Source organism: Chamaesiphon polymorphus CCALA 037 (assembly GCF_003003845.1).
GTDB classification, from domain to species: domain Bacteria; phylum Cyanobacteriota; class Cyanobacteriia; order Cyanobacteriales; family Chamaesiphonaceae; genus Chamaesiphon; species Chamaesiphon polymorphus.
The window spans coordinates 1-15,351 of sequence record NZ_PVWO01000090.1 but is presented as its reverse complement, the minus strand read 5'-3'; the positions used below and the strand labels follow the sequence as shown (position 1 = coordinate 15,351).

Here is a 15,351-nt window from a genome sequence, read left to right as displayed (position 1 = left end):
AGACTCCAATCCAAATTTCAAATACGATTCAACATATCTACAACCTTATTCTATAATCTTCTGGCGGGAAGGGAGTAATTAGTCCATTTCAATGGACTTTCGCTCTTAGCCCCGAATTCATTCGAGGGCGTTCTCAAACGGAGCAACCCAATTATCAGAGCTAAAAACTCAACCTAACTCACAGATAAAGATCCGATCGTAATCGGTGCGATCGAGCTTAACTTCAGATTTATAAAATTGCCCAACAATTGAAGATCGTTATACTTTAAACTGATTAGGACTGATGTAAGTCACATCAAGAAACTGAGGTGATAAATGCTGAAAGTCTAAATCTGTTGTCAACAACTTACATTAATAAGCAGATGCAGTTGCAGCAATCCAGAGATCGTTTTTACCCATTTTAATTGCTGAAAACTCACTATCTAATGTCGGATGTTTGCCCTTGCTATAACAATCGATTTCAACATATCGATCGAGGACTTCAGGCACGCTAATATCCAAAACAGGTAAGCTGAGAATAGCTTCTTCCATGCGATCTTGCCGGACATTACCCCATTGGAATTGAAAAGCTAAAGAGCGAATTTCTGCTACTGTGACGATCGAGATACAACCATCGATATCTGAAGAACTTAACTTGGATTGTACAATAGCTACCGAATCAGGGTTCCTAAGAATTTGGAGCAGAATATTCGTGTCATAGATTACCTGCAAATCTATTTATCCTCTTTAAGTTCCTGCAACATTGCGTCAAATTCGTCGTCACTGAATTTGAGGCTGCCTGCATATTCGGATAATTTATTTTCATGTCCGGTCATCTCCAGATATCTATCTAGACCGATCGACATAGCCTTTTTTGCCTCTTTACCAGAAATTATTGACAATTTCTTAGCAGCTATTTTTTTGCTCATAATAATGTAATAGAACTCTGACTACATGTATTTTTATATCACTTCTAAATCGATGAAGACCCGATCGTAATCGGCGCGATCGAGCTTAACTTCAAGCTAGGATGATCTTCTAATAACTGATTGACATTCCATTCATTCTTGAATAATAGCACCGGACGATTCCAAAGATCTTTGATGACCAAAGTATTAAATAATCGTCCCACTTTATCCAGCGCATCCCAACCATTTAGTACCCATCGCGCCACCGAATAACCGAGGGGTTCCAAAGTGGTTTCTACACCATATTCATTCTTCATCCGAAACATCACAACTTCAAATTGCAGTTGTCCGACTGCTGCTAAAATTGGGTCGCGTTTGGCTTCATCGGCTGAATACATAATCTGCACTGCACCTTCTTCTTGCAGCTCTTTGACCCCTTTTTGAAACTGTTTAAATTTAGAGGGGTTGGGATTGCGGAGAAAGGCAAATAGTTCGGGAGAAAAGCAGGGGATGCCTTCATATTCGAGCTTTTTCATGCCCGTATAGATTGTATCGCCGATCGCGAAGACGCCGGGATTATTTAAGCCAATTACATCGCCGGGATATGCTTCTTCGATCGATTCGCGATCTTGGGCGAATAGTTTTTGCGGGCGGGATAGTCTGACGGTTTTGCCAGTGCGGGCGTGGCTGACGGTCATATCTTTTTCAAACTTACCAGTACAGACCCGAATAAACGCCACGCGATCGCGATGTTTGGGATCCATGTTGGCTTGTAATTTGAATACAAATCCTGAAAATTCTGGATAACTTGGATCGATCGATCCGACGTTAGAATTACGATTTCCTGGCTTGAGGGCGTATTCTAAGAAATAATGTAAAAATAACTCGACCCCGAAATTGGTCATCGCACTCCCGAAGAAGACTGGAGTCATATAACCCGCATGAATCGCTTCTAAATCTAATTCTGAAGCTACGCCATCGAGGAGTTCTAAGTCGCTGTGCAGTTGGTCGAATAATTCTTTGTCTAAGATTTGTTTGAGGCGCGGATCGTGCAGATCCATCACCGTATCGGTGGCTTCGCGGCTGCCATGCGCCGTCCGCTCGAATAAATGGACTTTCTGTTGATGGCGATCGAACACGCCTTTAAAGCGGTCTCCGGTACCGATCGGCCAATTGACAGCATAGGTTTGTAAACCTAATTCTTGCTCGATCTCATCTAATAATTCTAACGGTTCGCGTCCGGGTCGATCGAGTTTATTGACAAACGTGAAAATCGGTAGCTCGCGCAGCTTACAGACCTCAAATAACTTGCGCGTTTGCGGCTCCAAACCCTTGGCGGCATCGATCAGCATTACCGCATTATCGGCGGCTGCTAGCGTCCGATAAGTATCCTCACTAAAATCTTGGTGTCCAGGCGTATCGAGTAAATTTACCTGAAACCCCTGATACCCAAACTGCAACACTGTCGAGGTAATCGAAATTCCCCGCTGTTTCTCCATCTCCATCCAGTCCGAAGTCGCCTTGCGCTGATCGCGTCTGGCTTTGACCGCACCCGCTTCGTGAATCGCGCCTCCGTACAGCAGGAGTTTTTCGGTCAGGGTTGTTTTCCCTGCGTCAGGGTGAGAAATAATCGCAAAATTGCGCCGATGTTCGACGGCAATTTCGAGTTCGGTTTGAAGCTGGGTTTGGAGTTCGGTGGACATGGGGTGAGGTTACGCTAGCGGGCTTCCAGTCTTTGATTATATCTGAAAAATCAGCTCGAGTTGTTAACACAAGTCAATCTTCAATTACTTTCGCAGTCGGAAACGATTAGTAAGCAACCAAACTCGAAGAAATCATTAGGCGGATTTTTACTGTCGATCTTAAGTGTAGCTTCCATCCATCCCAGTCCAGGCACATAGTTATTTTCTAACCAATCGATTTCATCATACGAAGACCAGGGATACTTTGCTTTTAATATTTTGAAATTCATAGATATCCGAGTGTTAAATAATCGATCGAGTAGGTACAGTCTCCGTTTAAAGTACCCAAATTATGACTCATGCCCTACCTCGATCGATCGGACAATAGCCACCACACTCGCCACCCCATCTTCAGCTTGAATTTTCGCCCCCAGCTCGGCTGAACGTTGCCGGATTGCGGGATCTGTCACTACTCGATCGATCGCCTGTGCCAATTTTTCCACCGTTAGTTGCTTGCGCGGAATTGGTGCCGTTCCTACCCCTAAATCGGCAATCCGTTGACCCCAAAAAGGTTGGTCGCCAAAAAATGGAATGACGATCGAGGGTACGCCAGCTCTCAAACCTGCCGCCGTCGTCCCCGCACCGCCATGATGTACGACTGCTGCCATGCGGGGGAATAACCAAGAATGTGGCACCGAATTTACCATCAAAATATTGTCCGGTACGTCCGCCTTACTCAAGCCACCCCAGCCAGCTTGTAAGATCGCTCGTTGTCCGGTGCGATTTATCGCCCGTAGAACAAAATCGGCGGTTTCTTCTGGATTGCGAATTCCCATACTGCCAAAGCCGATATATACAGGCGGTGCGCCGTTGTGCAGGAATTCTAATAAGTCTGCGGGTGGAGTCCAATCGCTAGCATCCAAAAACCAATCGCCCACAATCTCTGTATTCTGCCAATCCGCAGGCTTAGGAATGACAGATGGACTGAAACCATAAATCGTCGGGTATCGATGCATTACCGCCGATTTATACGGCCCCCAGAAGGATCTAGCGGGTAGATTTAATACTTGCTTCCTAGCAAGGCGATCGGCTGTGCGAAACCCTTGCCACATTATCTGCCGCAATAGCAGGTGCGATAACCAGTTGAAGGTACCGCCAAGTTTGGTAAGCGATTGAGGAAACAAGATGCCCGGAAACGCTCGCGTTGGCGTAAAGGGAAACAGAAAAGCCGGAAGTAAGGGAACCTGGAATTTTTCCGCCAGCGAAACCGCGACGTTTAATCCACCAACTCCCGCCACCATTAAATCCATACCCTGACATGCCACTAACCCCGCCTGCATCCATTCGATCGCGGCTTCCTGAGCGAGTTTAGAGGTATGTGCGTTAATTGCCAGAAAGTTTCCTTTTTCTAATAGCACGCGCATTTCTGGCGACTCGACGATTTCTCGGACGTTCCCTTTGACGGGGTAGAATTCTAAACCGCAATCTGTAACCAATCGTTCAAAATTGACATGAGTCATCACGCGGACGCGATGTCCTGCTGATTGTAATCCTTTGCCTAGCGCAACATAAGGTTGCACGTCTCCTTGAGAACCGAGCGCGATCGCCAAAATCCGCATTAATAATTCTCCTGAGTCGTTCGAGGTTAAATTGACATTAATGTCAATTTGATACTAGCGTCAATTTATCTCGATCGTCAAATCAGCACTAGTACAGATCCCCAACTTTTTGAAAAAGTCGGGGATCTGGGCACCGCCTAATTGTTATATAGTGGCGATCGCACGTAAAATACGATGGCTTTGCAGTAGGCTAAAGGATGTCAAACACAATGCAGCCATCGCGACGAGCATCGATCGGGTTAGAAAAACGAGAACGCACTCGCTTGAATTTAATCGCGGCTGCTTATCGAGTATTTGCCCGTAAAGAAGCCGATGCCGTGACGATCGACGAGATCGTTACTGAAGCTGCTATTGCTAGGGGCACGTTTTATAACTATTTCCAGACGCGAGAAGAAGTGCTGACAGCCGTTGCGGTGGCTCTGAGCGATGAAATGAATCACAGTATTTGGGCGCAATCTGCCCAGATTGAAGATCCTGCCGAGCGGATGGCGATCGCGATTCGGCAATTTCTACATCAAGCCATCCGCGACTCTACTTGGGGCTGGGTAATAGTTAGAAGCGGCTTGGTAGCTGCCCCATTGAGCGAAACGATAAAAACGGGGGTAACGACAGATTTAGAGGCTGGGATTCGATTGGGGCGGTTTCAGGTGGTAAATAAACAAGCCGCGATCGATCTAATTTTGGGGACAGGATTGATGGCAATGCGAACTATTCTTGGCGGACATTCGGAGCCAAATTATCCAGAGCAAATTACCGAACTGATTTTGAAAACGTTAGGTGTTGGAGAGGGAGAGGCACACTCGATCGCGTTTCAAGTTTTGGAGCCGTTGCAAAGCAACAGAATCTAGATACTTTTAGTTTAATCGATCGGCTCGATCGCCATTTTCAACTGTTTCTCGATCGCAGATAACACAGTTCAAAATTCGTCCGATCTGTTCCATTCTTCCGGCGGCTGTAGTTACCCAGGGACGTGGAAAGAAGGGTGGTTCGTGGCGAGTATGTTGGCAATGTCCGCAGTCTAGTTCTGCCACCCAATGCTGTTCTAAATCTTGATGAAAACCAATAATGGCACGATGCACGATCTTATCCTCCGAGCTGCGGTTTTTAGGGTATTGTTTTCGATCGATACTTTCTCAATCCGATGCGATCGGATGCGCCTGTCGAAACTTATTGACAGCTTCGATTCGCGAAGTTTCACCGATAAGAATACACTCGGACATTATCGTCAGATCGATCGCCGCAAGTGCCGAAATCTGACTGCGGCTGACTTTTTGGTAGCCATCGGATTGGAGACTATAAACTGCTAAAACGCCATCTTCCCAAAACCACACCTCATCAACGCCTAATTCCTGATAGCAAAGTAACTTCGATTCATCGCCACTGGTGAAGTTAATCTCAACGCAAAGCTTGGCTCCTTGAATCTCATAAGATTCATCGGCTTCAGCCGCCGCAGTACCTTCCCGCTTGCGAGTCATCGATCCGGTAGGTTCAAATTCAATTTGGCGATCTAATAAAAAAACCTCGATTAAAATTGCAATAATCTTTTTAAACAATTCATGTGCGGCACCTGGCATCAGAATCTCGATCGTCCCATTGTAATAACATAATTTCAACCCACGGGTATCTTCAAAACCCTTTTGCAGATACTCAAACTGTGCCCAGGTTTTGCCGCGTTGAATCGTGCGGACATCTCCTTTGCCAATGTCAACTTCGATGGGTGATGTTCTATTCGCGATTGTCATCTCCTGTTCCAAATGCTCGTAGGCATTATGTATAGATTTATCAATTATAATGCAAAAATCGGTACTAGATGATATCCGTTGGGAACCCATTGCCATAGCTCCTGCAACTCCGATCGATCGGGCTGTATTCCCAACCCCAATCGTGCCAAAATGAATCGAATCAATACCGAATTGAAATGTGGAGGAAACCTATACTGTTCCTGCGTATGGTCTAGAAAAAATGTCTTATGATACTTTTTTAAACTCTTCTCTAATACAGAAATCCGTTCTAGCAATTCTGGCACCTCACATAATCGATGAGGATATTTTGCTAACAGTAACTCCGCTGCATTATTAAAGTGCATTCCCTCATCTCTGATTAAATGATGGCCGATCTTTTGAATTGCTGTGCCAAAATGTCGATAGTATTCCCAGAGATCGCGGCGGTAAGAATAAACAGAACCAATCTCGTCGAACATCATCGTTACCAAGATAGTAAATTCATCTGTCAATACCATCTCGATCGGTTCGATTTCATGAACTCTGGCAGCAAAATGGCGATTCATATCGGCAAAGTCTACACCAGCAATGCAATGATACGTCCGCCGCAATGCTTCATAATGCTTGAGTTCGTCCGCCAGCCACAGATCTAGCATGGCGAGGAATTCTGGGGACATTTCATCAGATCTAGACTGGATGTAGTCATACAGAGATCGAGCGTCACCTTCGGAGTAAACATCGCGGCTGAGGAGGTTGCAGAAGTTGGTATGAACTTCGTGGGGTGCTAGTTCGAGGTGGTGGGGTGGAATAGCATAATCGAGGGGTAACACTGCATCTAGATCCCACATATTTTGCTTGACTCTCGACGAATCTCTTGCAGAGAAGCTGCTTGTACCGAGCAGAGTAGAACTATGCGATCGATTTGTGTGCGACGATCTTGGCATTTGAGCAAAGAGAGTATCGCAACTTCTTAAAATATTCAGATCTTGTGTCCATTGCTCGATACCCATTGCATATTGTCCCGATCGATCGCTAAGATTTGAATTAATATTACAGCCAAAAGATAAATTAAACAGCTATGGGGAAATTAAACCCACAAACAACTCAAACTATCTGGGATCTTCAAAGACAACTCTTGGAAATTATTGATTCAGCCAAAACATTAGAGTTATCTCTGTTTGAATCTTTTGGAGAAACCGAACGTACCATAAATTACTTGGATGAACTTCAAAGTATCGCAGAGCAAGCAACAGATAGATTTACCCGATTCTCCACCTTCCAAATTAGGATTGCTAATACCCAGCCTCCAGTGTCATCTGATATCATAGAGTTAGTAGCTAGAGTAATTGAAAATACTCAGCAAAAGATCCCAGCTCTAGAACGTAGCATCCAAGAAATTAGACAGGAATGGAGATTGTCATGAACGAGCGACCGATAATGCCAGATCTAGCAGTAGATAGCCGATTAATTGGGAATTTGCGCCGCGCTCGTCTCGATTTTGAAGAAGTAGATCTTCAACTCGAAGAGCTAGTGGCTAGGTGCGATGAAATCATTCGCCAGCAAAAATCTCAACGTATTCAGACAAAAAGAAAAAATGTAGCCATCGGTTAAATATTATCGATATATTTTTCTCCTATTGTCGAATGTAGACACTGCTCTAACCTCAGTTAACTCACTCTGGAATATAGAGTCCATTGTCAGAGACGATGTGAGGAATAATCAAACAGTGACGCCCGGTAATTTTGGAAGTGTCGCCCCGGATAATTATCCCTGCTGCTGCGCCATCGATCGACCAACTCCCGATCGCGTAATGATAGTCAAAGGCTTGGGGTAGTTCGATATATTCCTGGATGATAAATCCCTCAGCACCATAGCCAAATGACTCTTTCTGCTCTAAGGAACCAAAGCCACTTTCGATCGAGACGGCAACGCCTTCTAGCCCCAGCATAGGCTTTCTAACGTGCATTCCTAAGAGGAGTTGGGTGGACTCGTAAGAGTTATCGGTATCGAGATAGGTTGCCAACAGATATTGACGATAGTCGGAATCTTTGAACCGCTCCCACATCATCGCTAGCGCGCCTTTATTAGAGAGAACTTGCTTCCACAGGGGTTCGACGATTTTAACTTCGCCTGTCTCCAATCGAGCGGCGAGAGCTTGGGTAGTACCAGCATTTGCCATATCATTTTGGAGATCCGACCAGTCGTACATCTTCCAGAGTACCGGAATGCGATCGTTTACATGGTCTACAAAGTAGCCATCGTCATCTAGTCCCAATCCGCGCTGAATTTCGCTACCGCGTTCGTCTTTAAGTCCGCGTAGATAGACAATTTGGGTATAAATATTCGGATCGACCTCATCTTGCAGAATTTGAATTAACTGCATCGCCATTTCCAGATCTTCTTCGAGATTTTCATCAACGAGAAAGGAGATCCCGAACTGCTTGAGATTGTAAGCTGCCACAATTCGCCGCCATTGACCCGCGATCGCATCCCAAAAGTCGTTAAACTGGCTGGCATCGCTTGGTAGTGGGTATTTCCCCCGCTGGTAATTGTGCATATAGTCCACAAACCAGTTCCATTGGTAGACAGTTTCCGCACCGAGGAGCGGGGTTTCGCCATTAATTTCGAGGAGTTTAATTTGTCCGTCGGTAGTGACAGCCAGATCGAAGCGTGCGCCCAGCGATAAGTCCTCGACTGGCTCGGTGCGCTCCCAGCTATTTTTGATGGCTTGCCAATATTCCGATCGAATCTGTAATGCCGTCAAGCGTCGATCGACATCACCTGCATTTTGCTCGGTAAAAAACCAATCGAGGAATTCGACACACATTTCCCACAGAAGCTCAGTGGCTTCGGCAATTGCCGTTTCTTCCTGACGATCGAATTCGATGGCAAAGGGTTGGGGCAGAGCTTCAACCCAGTATTTTTGCTGGGCATCACTTAAAGCATCAACTTGGTAGGCATTTTCTTTGATATGCCGCTGCCAATTAGGACGACGCGCTATTTTTATCGGTCTCATCTAGTTTAGGCGTTGTGGGATTCAAGTATAAAAAGCTAGAGATGGGAGCGGGGAGCGGGGAGCGGGGAGAAGAGATCTAAAAACAGAGAATCATATTTTTGTCTTGTCTCGCTAAACCCTCTCCTTCGGAGACGCTGCGCGAACGGCAAAGCCGAGGAGCGCGAGCCGCAAATCAGCAACACCTTAGTTTACTTTCCACCTCTACCCGTACTCTTGAATGAGGAACCAAAGCCCTGAGAGCTGCGCCCTCTAATCGTGCCAGCACCAGATACACCAGTCGGACGGGTTGGTGCGGTAAAGCTAGTGTGTCGGGGAGCTGTGACTCTGCCTGTGGCTGTTTGGACGATCTCGCGACCGTAAGGGGTGACGATCCGACCGGGCGTACTACTCTGATAAACAGTGCGAGTTTCATATACTCGATGTTGACTACCACCAACGTTGATGAAAGTATAATTAGAGCGGTAAGGGTCGATATAGGTACCGCCATAGCTGGGTTGATAGCCAGCAGTCGGCACGCCAGCGGGAGTCGTTTCGCATTTAACTCCTTCGGCTTGGCAATCGGCGAGCGAAGCATAAACAGGTGCAGTCTTATTATGTGCTTCTTGGGCGGCCTGCATTTGGGCGGCGCAGTCTTTGGTCTGGAGCTGCGGCGCGGTGGGCGGCTGCGTTATTTGTCCGGCTTGATATTTTTTGAGCGACGCCGCATATTCATCTTGCTGCTTTTTGGTATCAGCTTCGCACTGGGCAGTCGTTTGGTAGAACACGACATCGATCGGTTCGTTCGCCTCTTCCTCCGTCATATCTCCATTATTGGCGATGAAAATGGCAACTGGAAGTACTAAAAAAGCAGCAACTGCTAAACCTATAAAAACTCTGTCCCGGTTAATTATCCGGGGTTTTAGCTCTTGGGATTCATCTTCTGGTTTGGTCATGACTAGTTCCTGGCAGCTCGATTCTCCAAGGTCGAAGCTGCACCGACGAGATGTGAATTAATGGAGGAATTGCGACGATCGTTACTATTATCGATCTCTATCGTTAGGGTTCCCTAACTGATGAGACAATTGTACACAGATATTTAGAACAGTTTAGGAGTGGAACTCGGACACTGTTTTGCACCTATATTAACTACAAGGTAACGATCTCTAATTCCACCTAGTTGCTCTAATTTGTCTAAAATTCACACATATCCGCTTTGGGTAGCGGGCAACTGCCATCGGTTAATGGATTTCCGCCTAAACGGAGATAAGTCAGCGATTTGAGCGTGGAGAGGCTCTGGATGTCGGTAACTTGATTGTTGAGTAGATCGATTTTTTTAAGCTTGGTAAGTTTGGCTAATGGTGTGATGTCCCTAATTTTATTACCAGGTAAAATCAGCACTTGCAGATTCCTAAGTTTGGCTAATGGTGTCAAGTCTGAGACTTTACTAGCCGACACGCCAAGAGTTTGCAAGTTTACTAGATTGCTGAGATCTTGGAGACTGGTCATTTGGTTATTATATAAATTTAGATTTCTCAGATTGACCAGATTAGCTAGCGGTCGAATATCGATAACTTCTTTGCTATAAACACCCTTAGTTAGACTGAGTGTCTTCAATTTAGTAAGGTTGGCTAATGGCCGGACATCGACGATTTTGTTGTCATCTAAATAAAGCTCTTCAAGATTTGTCAGCTTTGCTAATGGCTGAAGATCGGCAAGTTCGTCATTGAATCTGAGCGATAAACTCGTGAGATTGGTGAGGCTAGCTAATGGTCTAAGATCGAAGATTTCCCGACCGTCGATCCTGAGTTTCTTTTGGGAAGCCAGTCGATCGCTGACAATTTTACAGTCACTGGAGATCCCAGACCAATTTCCATTCCGAACGTCAATTATGACTGATTCGATCGTCTGTCGAACATCGGCAGAGAATTCATTTTTGCGTTCGCACCATTCTAGAAAAGTTGTAGGTATCGATCGATTTCGATCGGTAGTTGTTTGGCAAGCTGAAACGAGGATGGTAACTATAATCGCGATCGAGATCGAATTCAAATTTTTCATGGTTGTGAGCTTGAGTTAAATTAAACAAAATTATCGATCGCCGTTCGGCATTTCACAATATTAGTGTTGACGATCTCTACTTCGATCTAATTAACTACAAAGGGTCGATCTTAAATTCCGTAGTTATAGCAACTGCCGAGTCGATGAAAACATAGCCTCAACTCCTACAATAGTTCGGGGACATATTAACAATATTCGATCGTGGCCTCATAGTTATGTCGATCGATTCGATCGACAGCTTTATTTAAGATACCCACAGCCGACCTCGATCGATTACTTTGTCGCGATCGTCAATCTCTACTTTCATACCGCCACCCCACAATGGTGCAAAGAGAAAATCCAGGTAATATAGTCCCGCAGTAGGGTATGGTGCAATGTTGGCTTCGCCCATTTCATGCGATTCATTCGCTCTCACTTGAAGTCTATTTTCGGCAAATATTTTGAATGAAATCAAAGCACATCGATCGATCTTTCGATTGGTCATAAACCAAGCTTTAACTACTGGTGTATCGGCGTCATAGGCTTCTGCTGTCACTTCCTCATGAAGTGCGATCCAAACACCTCGATCGAGTTGTGCGGGTTGATGCTGTCGCCAGTGAGCTTTAATATAATCGAGCAATAATAATTCGTGGCTCATGTCATTCGATTAATACTGAAGTCTGGTGGGATCTTTGGTGTATAAAAATTGGTGTCGTTCTGATGCTTCTACCCACGATTTTGGCATCCGATAGCCTTCTAAAATAATGTCATCGATCGCCGATCGCACTTGATGCGCGCAAGTATCGAAATTCACTTTGCCAACGCCAGTTCCCAATCCTGGTAAGGCGATCGTTTTAATTCGTTCTGAGATTTTTTGGCCTGTATATTCGCCAGATTTAAATACCCCATCTTTGACTAACAAAAAAATTGCCCGCGCTGCTAAATAAGGATTTACCGTATCTTGAAGATTCATCGGTACGCGCATTGTCGGGGCAAAAATTAGATAGGGAGTTCTAACATTTTCAGTAGCGACAACATCTGCTTGTCCGACTAAAATTTCGCCATGATGGTGGTCAAATATTTGGCGACGGACGCGGATTTGAATATCGTCGCCAAAGTGCCACATATACACTCCATCGATGCCCCCATCCATAAAGCCATAACTATTAGCAGGACTGACAACGGCATCGCAATCAACGTCGAGAATCGAGCCATGATGGACAGTCACAAAATCCAGATCGCCACAAAATTTAGTCCAAGCTTCGGCTAATGATTCGTCTACAGCAGTCAAGATTAATTTCATCTGGTTAATAGAAGGCAGAAGGCAGAATTGAATATGTAAGTGGATGAAATCGCACTGTATGCAAGCGAAGCCAGCCATGTTGTTAGACGGTTTCCTGTTGCTAAGAGTTTCACAGAATAGATGTCGAACAGCTTAACCTAACAACCCAATTATCAATTATCAATTATCAATTATCAATTAATCTAACCTTCACAACTAGGCCGAGCAAATAGTCCGACATACGGCTCTGGCGCAAATATACCACCAGCACGATCGAGCAATTCTCGATCGCATACACCGAAAAGTTCGGCTTCTGTCTGCGCTTTACGCATGTCGCGGAGAAATACTCCCGCCGCATCGACGCTTTGCCCGATGAAATTGAGATACATTTTGAGATGGCTGACGCGCGATTTCTCTGGCACTGATTTATCGAGTTGCATCTGATGCAATCGATCGATATAATCTCGTACTTGCGCCAATCTGACGATCGAAACCTCTTTTCCCGCCACCGCCTCGCGAATTTGTCTAAAAATCCAGGGATTGCGAATCGCGGCGCGTCCTACCATTACTCCCGCCGCGTGGGTTTGAGACAGCACTTCCATTGCGGACGCTGCCGAACTGACATTACCATTAGCCAATACCGGACAGCGCAATCTTTGCACTGCATGGGCGATGAGGTCGTAATCGACGCTGCCATGATACATTTGTTTGACAGTTCGACCGTGTAAACTCAAAAGGTCGATATCGTGTCGATCGATTAAATCTAGCACTCGATCGAATTGGCTGGTATCTTCAAAGCCAACCCGCATTTTGACGGTTAATTTACCATCTACCGCCGCGCGCAATTCGCCTAATATTCGATCGATCTTATCGGGATCTTTGAGCAGCCCGCCGCCAACATTCTTGCGATAAACTCGCGGTGCGGGACAACCCATATTTAAATCGATCCCAGCGATGGGGTACTGCATCAGCAACCGTGCAATTCTGACGAGATCGGGAATATGCTCGCCAATCATCTGGGCAAATACCGGACGACCTGTGGTATTTTCGGTAATCGATCTGAGAATATATTTATCGACACCAGAGTCTGGATGTACCCGAAAATATTCGGTAAAAAAGTAGTCGGGACTGCCATATTCAGCGATTGTACTCATAAAGCAGACATCTGTCACGTCTTGCATCGGTGCCAACGCTGTCAATGGAACTGCTGATTCTAGGGGGACTTTCATACAACGGACGGATTCGCGATCCACAATCTAAATATTATCGAATCGATCGATGGCAGAGATTCAATTATCCACCAGATCGTTCATTATCTGGTGTTGCTGGATTAAGGTATGACTCTGGATCTTTTCTTATCCTTACTGATTCCTTCAACTCCCAACTCCCAACTCCCAACTCCCAACTCCCAACTCCTAACTCCCAACCCCATCACTAGCAATTTCATACTTCGCTCCAGCAACGCCCATTATCTAACTACCAACTCAAAATCAGCGGCAATTCCGATCGAAGATCTAGCTGTTGTCCCTGTCCTTCACCATCGAATCCCAGCTCGATGATATATTCTGTACCAAATCGTAGCTTGATTCGATCGACAGCGACGAGTGCTTGTAATTCTGGCGAAGGACGAGCCGCATGGGGACTGACTAATTCTACTCGTGTAATTTCGCGGATACCCAAAGGATGATGCAATGGCTGCACTCTCTGAGCCGAATACCGATCTGGACGTTGCCCGAAAGGAATTTGACACAGCATCGGTTCGGTTAAGTTCTCGCTATTTGTCCCTACCAAGATTGCCACAGTCGGGGGTAAATAAGGTGGATGATATGCCCAACTCAAAAATGCAACCGAACCCTCCTCCCCAGGAGTTGGACGCACGACAAGGCCAAATGGACACGCACCATTAGTTCGATTCAGCCATCGCTCCCACAGCCGAGTGCGCGCAATGGGTGGGGAATATGCCGCAGCCTCATCGTCCACCCACAGCAATTCCAACATCGCATTGTCAAAAAAGAACCGTCGATTGGTCGTACCTTGCCCAGGATGGGGATTAGCCGATCCTTCGACTAACCCGAATTCTACCAATCGATCGGCCACACCAGCCCCCAGATCGGTACAAATAAACAAATGGTCGAATTCACAGCTCATGAGTGCTTGAGTCGTAAGTGGTAGTTTTGACAGGGATGTGAACCCATGCTTTTTGGTAACTGTGGCTAAAATTGGCTCTCACCTCGAACCACCGATCGCACACGATCGATACTAACATTATGCGAAAAACAGCCTTTTACCCCTTACCCATCCACCCATCCACTCATCCACTCATCCACCCATCCACCCATCCACCCACCTTGTCCGAGTATGTCTTTATATAAAGGAATATTTCAATTCTGACAGACTGGAAGGGGTTGGCCGAGATCGAGCTGAGAGTCCGTGCTAACATCCATCAGTGTAAGCACAAGTCATGAAGAGAGTATAGCTGTGGTACTACGGGTTGCTGTTGTTGGTTCTGGGCCAGCGGGTTCTTGCGCCGCTGAAGTGTTAGCAAAAGCTGGAATTGAAACTTATTTATTTGAACGCAAATTAGATAACGCCAAGCCTTGTGGTGGAGCGATACCTCTCTGCATGGTGAGTGAATTTGACTTACCGCCAGAGATTATCGATCGCGAAGTGCGGCAGATGAAGATGATTTCGCCTTCTAACATCGAAGTGGATATCGGTCAAACGCTCAAGGCGGGTGAATATATCGGCATGTGTCGTCGGGAAGTATTAGATGGATTTTTACGCGATCGGGCAGCTAAACTGGGTGCCAAGCTGATTAACGGTACCGTCCATAAATTGGAAATGCCAGGTCTCAACACGACCGATCCTTACGTCATCCATTACGCGGATCATTCCAACGGTAGCCTCGAAGGCGAAGCCAAAACCCTCAAAGTCGATCTCGTCATCGGTGCCGATGGAGCCAACTCTCGGGTTGCCAAAGCTATGGATGCGGGCGATTATAACTACGCGATCGCTTTCCAAGAGCGGATCAGACTGCCAGAAGACAAGATGGCTTACTACCACAGCCTAGCTGAGATGTATGTCGGCGATGATGTCTCGACAGATTTCTATGCTTGGGTCTTCCCCAAATA

General features: G+C 45.9%; 18 protein-coding genes. 4 read left to right on the top strand and 14 right to left on the bottom strand.

Translation table 11 applies throughout. The features are described 5' to 3' along the window. Positions 1-351: 351 nt before the first annotated feature. The 4 genes from C7B77_RS09450 to C7B77_RS09430 form a co-directional block, all read right to left on the bottom strand. The gene (locus C7B77_RS09450; protein WP_106303302.1) at positions 352-711 is read right to left on the bottom strand and encodes a type II toxin-antitoxin system VapC family toxin; all 360 of its coding nucleotides are present in this window, start codon (positions 709-711) and stop codon (positions 352-354) included. 2 nt (positions 712-713) lie between these two features. Then, positions 714-881, bottom strand: coding sequence for a hypothetical protein (locus tag C7B77_RS29820; protein WP_181243785.1), 168 nt, complete (start codon positions 879-881; stop codon positions 714-716). 71 nt (positions 882-952) lie between these two features. Next, on the bottom strand, positions 953-2,590 hold the full coding sequence (gene prfC / locus C7B77_RS09440; protein ID WP_106303297.1) for a peptide chain release factor 3: 1,638 nt from the start codon (positions 2,588-2,590) through the stop codon (positions 953-955). A 329-nt stretch (positions 2,591-2,919) separates the two neighbouring features. After that, positions 2,920-4,188: a glycosyltransferase gene (locus C7B77_RS09430; RefSeq protein WP_106303291.1), complete on the bottom strand. Its 1,269-nt coding sequence runs from the start codon at positions 4,186-4,188 to the stop codon at positions 2,920-2,922. 197 nt (positions 4,189-4,385) lie between these two features. Between C7B77_RS09430 and C7B77_RS09425 the strand changes: the two genes are divergently transcribed. After that, positions 4,386-5,036, top strand: coding sequence for a TetR/AcrR family transcriptional regulator (locus C7B77_RS09425; protein ID WP_245894134.1), 651 nt, complete (start codon positions 4,386-4,388; stop codon positions 5,034-5,036). Between the two features lie 6 nt (positions 5,037-5,042). On the opposite strand, the gene C7B77_RS09420 is transcribed toward C7B77_RS09425, so the two are convergent. From C7B77_RS09420 to C7B77_RS09410, 3 genes are read right to left on the bottom strand one after another with little or no spacing between them, the layout of a single operon-like run. After that, positions 5,043-5,267 (bottom strand): DUF3565 domain-containing protein, encoded by a 225-nt coding sequence (locus tag C7B77_RS09420; protein WP_106303286.1) that lies wholly within the window; start codon positions 5,265-5,267, stop codon positions 5,043-5,045. A 54-nt stretch (positions 5,268-5,321) separates the two neighbouring features. Further along, the gene (locus C7B77_RS09415) at positions 5,322-5,930 is read right to left on the bottom strand and encodes a PDDEXK family nuclease (protein ID WP_146138249.1); all 609 of its coding nucleotides are present in this window, start codon (positions 5,928-5,930) and stop codon (positions 5,322-5,324) included. Positions 5,931-5,974: 44 nt separating this feature from the next. After that, positions 5,975-6,757, bottom strand: coding sequence for a hypothetical protein (locus C7B77_RS09410; RefSeq protein ID WP_245894133.1), 783 nt, complete (start codon positions 6,755-6,757; stop codon positions 5,975-5,977). 230 nt (positions 6,758-6,987) lie between these two features. Here C7B77_RS09410 and C7B77_RS09405 point away from each other — a divergent pair, with 230 nt between their 5' ends. Continuing rightward, complete coding sequence (locus C7B77_RS09405; RefSeq protein WP_106303283.1) at positions 6,988-7,332, top strand: hypothetical protein; 345 nt, start codon at positions 6,988-6,990, stop codon at positions 7,330-7,332. Next, positions 7,329-7,520: a hypothetical protein gene (locus C7B77_RS09400; RefSeq protein ID WP_106303280.1), complete on the top strand. Its 192-nt coding sequence runs from the start codon at positions 7,329-7,331 to the stop codon at positions 7,518-7,520. The genes C7B77_RS09405 and C7B77_RS09400 overlap by 4 nt, the downstream gene beginning before the upstream one ends. Before the next feature lie 61 nt (positions 7,521-7,581). Here the strand turns inward: C7B77_RS09400 and C7B77_RS09395 are convergent, their stop codons facing one another. The 7 genes from C7B77_RS09395 to C7B77_RS09365 form a co-directional block, all read right to left on the bottom strand. Then, positions 7,582-8,925 (bottom strand): glutathionylspermidine synthase family protein, encoded by a 1,344-nt coding sequence (locus C7B77_RS09395; protein ID WP_106303277.1) that lies wholly within the window; start codon positions 8,923-8,925, stop codon positions 7,582-7,584. Between the two features lie 188 nt (positions 8,926-9,113). Beyond that, positions 9,114-9,857: a DUF1190 domain-containing protein gene (locus tag C7B77_RS09390; RefSeq protein ID WP_106303274.1), complete on the bottom strand. Its 744-nt coding sequence runs from the start codon at positions 9,855-9,857 to the stop codon at positions 9,114-9,116. 238 nt (positions 9,858-10,095) lie between these two features. Continuing rightward, complete coding sequence (locus C7B77_RS09385; protein WP_106303271.1) at positions 10,096-10,959, bottom strand: leucine-rich repeat domain-containing protein; 864 nt, start codon at positions 10,957-10,959, stop codon at positions 10,096-10,098. A gap of 244 nt (positions 10,960-11,203) precedes the next feature. Continuing rightward, complete coding sequence (locus C7B77_RS09380; RefSeq protein WP_106303268.1) at positions 11,204-11,596, bottom strand: hypothetical protein; 393 nt, start codon at positions 11,594-11,596, stop codon at positions 11,204-11,206. A gap of 9 nt (positions 11,597-11,605) precedes the next feature. Then, positions 11,606-12,241 carry a macro domain-containing protein gene (locus tag C7B77_RS09375; protein WP_106303265.1) on the bottom strand — a complete coding sequence of 212 codons (636 nt, stop codon included), beginning with the start codon at positions 12,239-12,241 and terminating at the stop codon, positions 11,606-11,608. 182 nt (positions 12,242-12,423) lie between these two features. After that, the gene (locus tag C7B77_RS09370) at positions 12,424-13,449 is read right to left on the bottom strand and encodes a tRNA dihydrouridine synthase (RefSeq protein ID WP_106303305.1); all 1,026 of its coding nucleotides are present in this window, start codon (positions 13,447-13,449) and stop codon (positions 12,424-12,426) included. Positions 13,450-13,696: 247 nt separating this feature from the next. Next, positions 13,697-14,368 (bottom strand): VOC family protein, encoded by a 672-nt coding sequence (locus tag C7B77_RS09365; protein WP_106303262.1) that lies wholly within the window; start codon positions 14,366-14,368, stop codon positions 13,697-13,699. 330 nt (positions 14,369-14,698) lie between these two features. Between C7B77_RS09365 and C7B77_RS09360 the strand changes: the two genes are divergently transcribed. Then, a partial coding sequence (locus tag C7B77_RS09360) for an FAD-dependent monooxygenase (protein ID WP_181243784.1) occupies positions 14,699-15,351 on the top strand: 653 nt, incomplete at its 3' end.

What these genes read in the sequence shown, in the direction of transcription:
- C7B77_RS09380 (WP_106303268.1), bottom strand. Translation starts at nt 11,596, where the DNA reads ATGAGCCACGAATTATTATTGCTCGATTATATTAAAGCTCACTGGCGA.
- C7B77_RS09405 (WP_106303283.1), top strand. Translation starts at nt 6,988, where the DNA reads ATGGGGAAATTAAACCCACAAACAACTCAAACTATCTGGGATCTTCAA.
- C7B77_RS09370 (WP_106303305.1), bottom strand. Translation starts at nt 13,449, where the DNA reads ATGAAAGTCCCCCTAGAATCAGCAGTTCCATTGACAGCGTTGGCACCG.
- C7B77_RS09390 (WP_106303274.1), bottom strand. Translation starts at nt 9,857, where the DNA reads ATGACCAAACCAGAAGATGAATCCCAAGAGCTAAAACCCCGGATAATT.
- C7B77_RS09400 (WP_106303280.1), top strand. Translation starts at nt 7,329, where the DNA reads ATGAACGAGCGACCGATAATGCCAGATCTAGCAGTAGATAGCCGATTA.
- C7B77_RS09430 (WP_106303291.1), bottom strand. Translation starts at nt 4,188, where the DNA reads ATGCGGATTTTGGCGATCGCGCTCGGTTCTCAAGGAGACGTGCAACCT.
- C7B77_RS09425 (WP_245894134.1), top strand. Translation starts at nt 4,386, where the DNA reads ATGTCAAACACAATGCAGCCATCGCGACGAGCATCGATCGGGTTAGAA.
- prfC (WP_106303297.1), bottom strand. Translation starts at nt 2,590, where the DNA reads ATGTCCACCGAACTCCAAACCCAGCTTCAAACCGAACTCGAAATTGCC.
- C7B77_RS09410 (WP_245894133.1), bottom strand. Translation starts at nt 6,757, where the DNA reads ATGTGGGATCTAGATGCAGTGTTACCCCTCGATTATGCTATTCCACCC.
- C7B77_RS09365 (WP_106303262.1), bottom strand. Translation starts at nt 14,368, where the DNA reads ATGAGCTGTGAATTCGACCATTTGTTTATTTGTACCGATCTGGGGGCT.
- C7B77_RS09385 (WP_106303271.1), bottom strand. Translation starts at nt 10,959, where the DNA reads ATGAAAAATTTGAATTCGATCTCGATCGCGATTATAGTTACCATCCTC.
- C7B77_RS09375 (WP_106303265.1), bottom strand. Translation starts at nt 12,241, where the DNA reads ATGAAATTAATCTTGACTGCTGTAGACGAATCATTAGCCGAAGCTTGG.
- C7B77_RS09395 (WP_106303277.1), bottom strand. Translation starts at nt 8,925, where the DNA reads ATGAGACCGATAAAAATAGCGCGTCGTCCTAATTGGCAGCGGCATATC.
- C7B77_RS09415 (WP_146138249.1), bottom strand. Translation starts at nt 5,930, where the DNA reads ATGACAATCGCGAATAGAACATCACCCATCGAAGTTGACATTGGCAAA.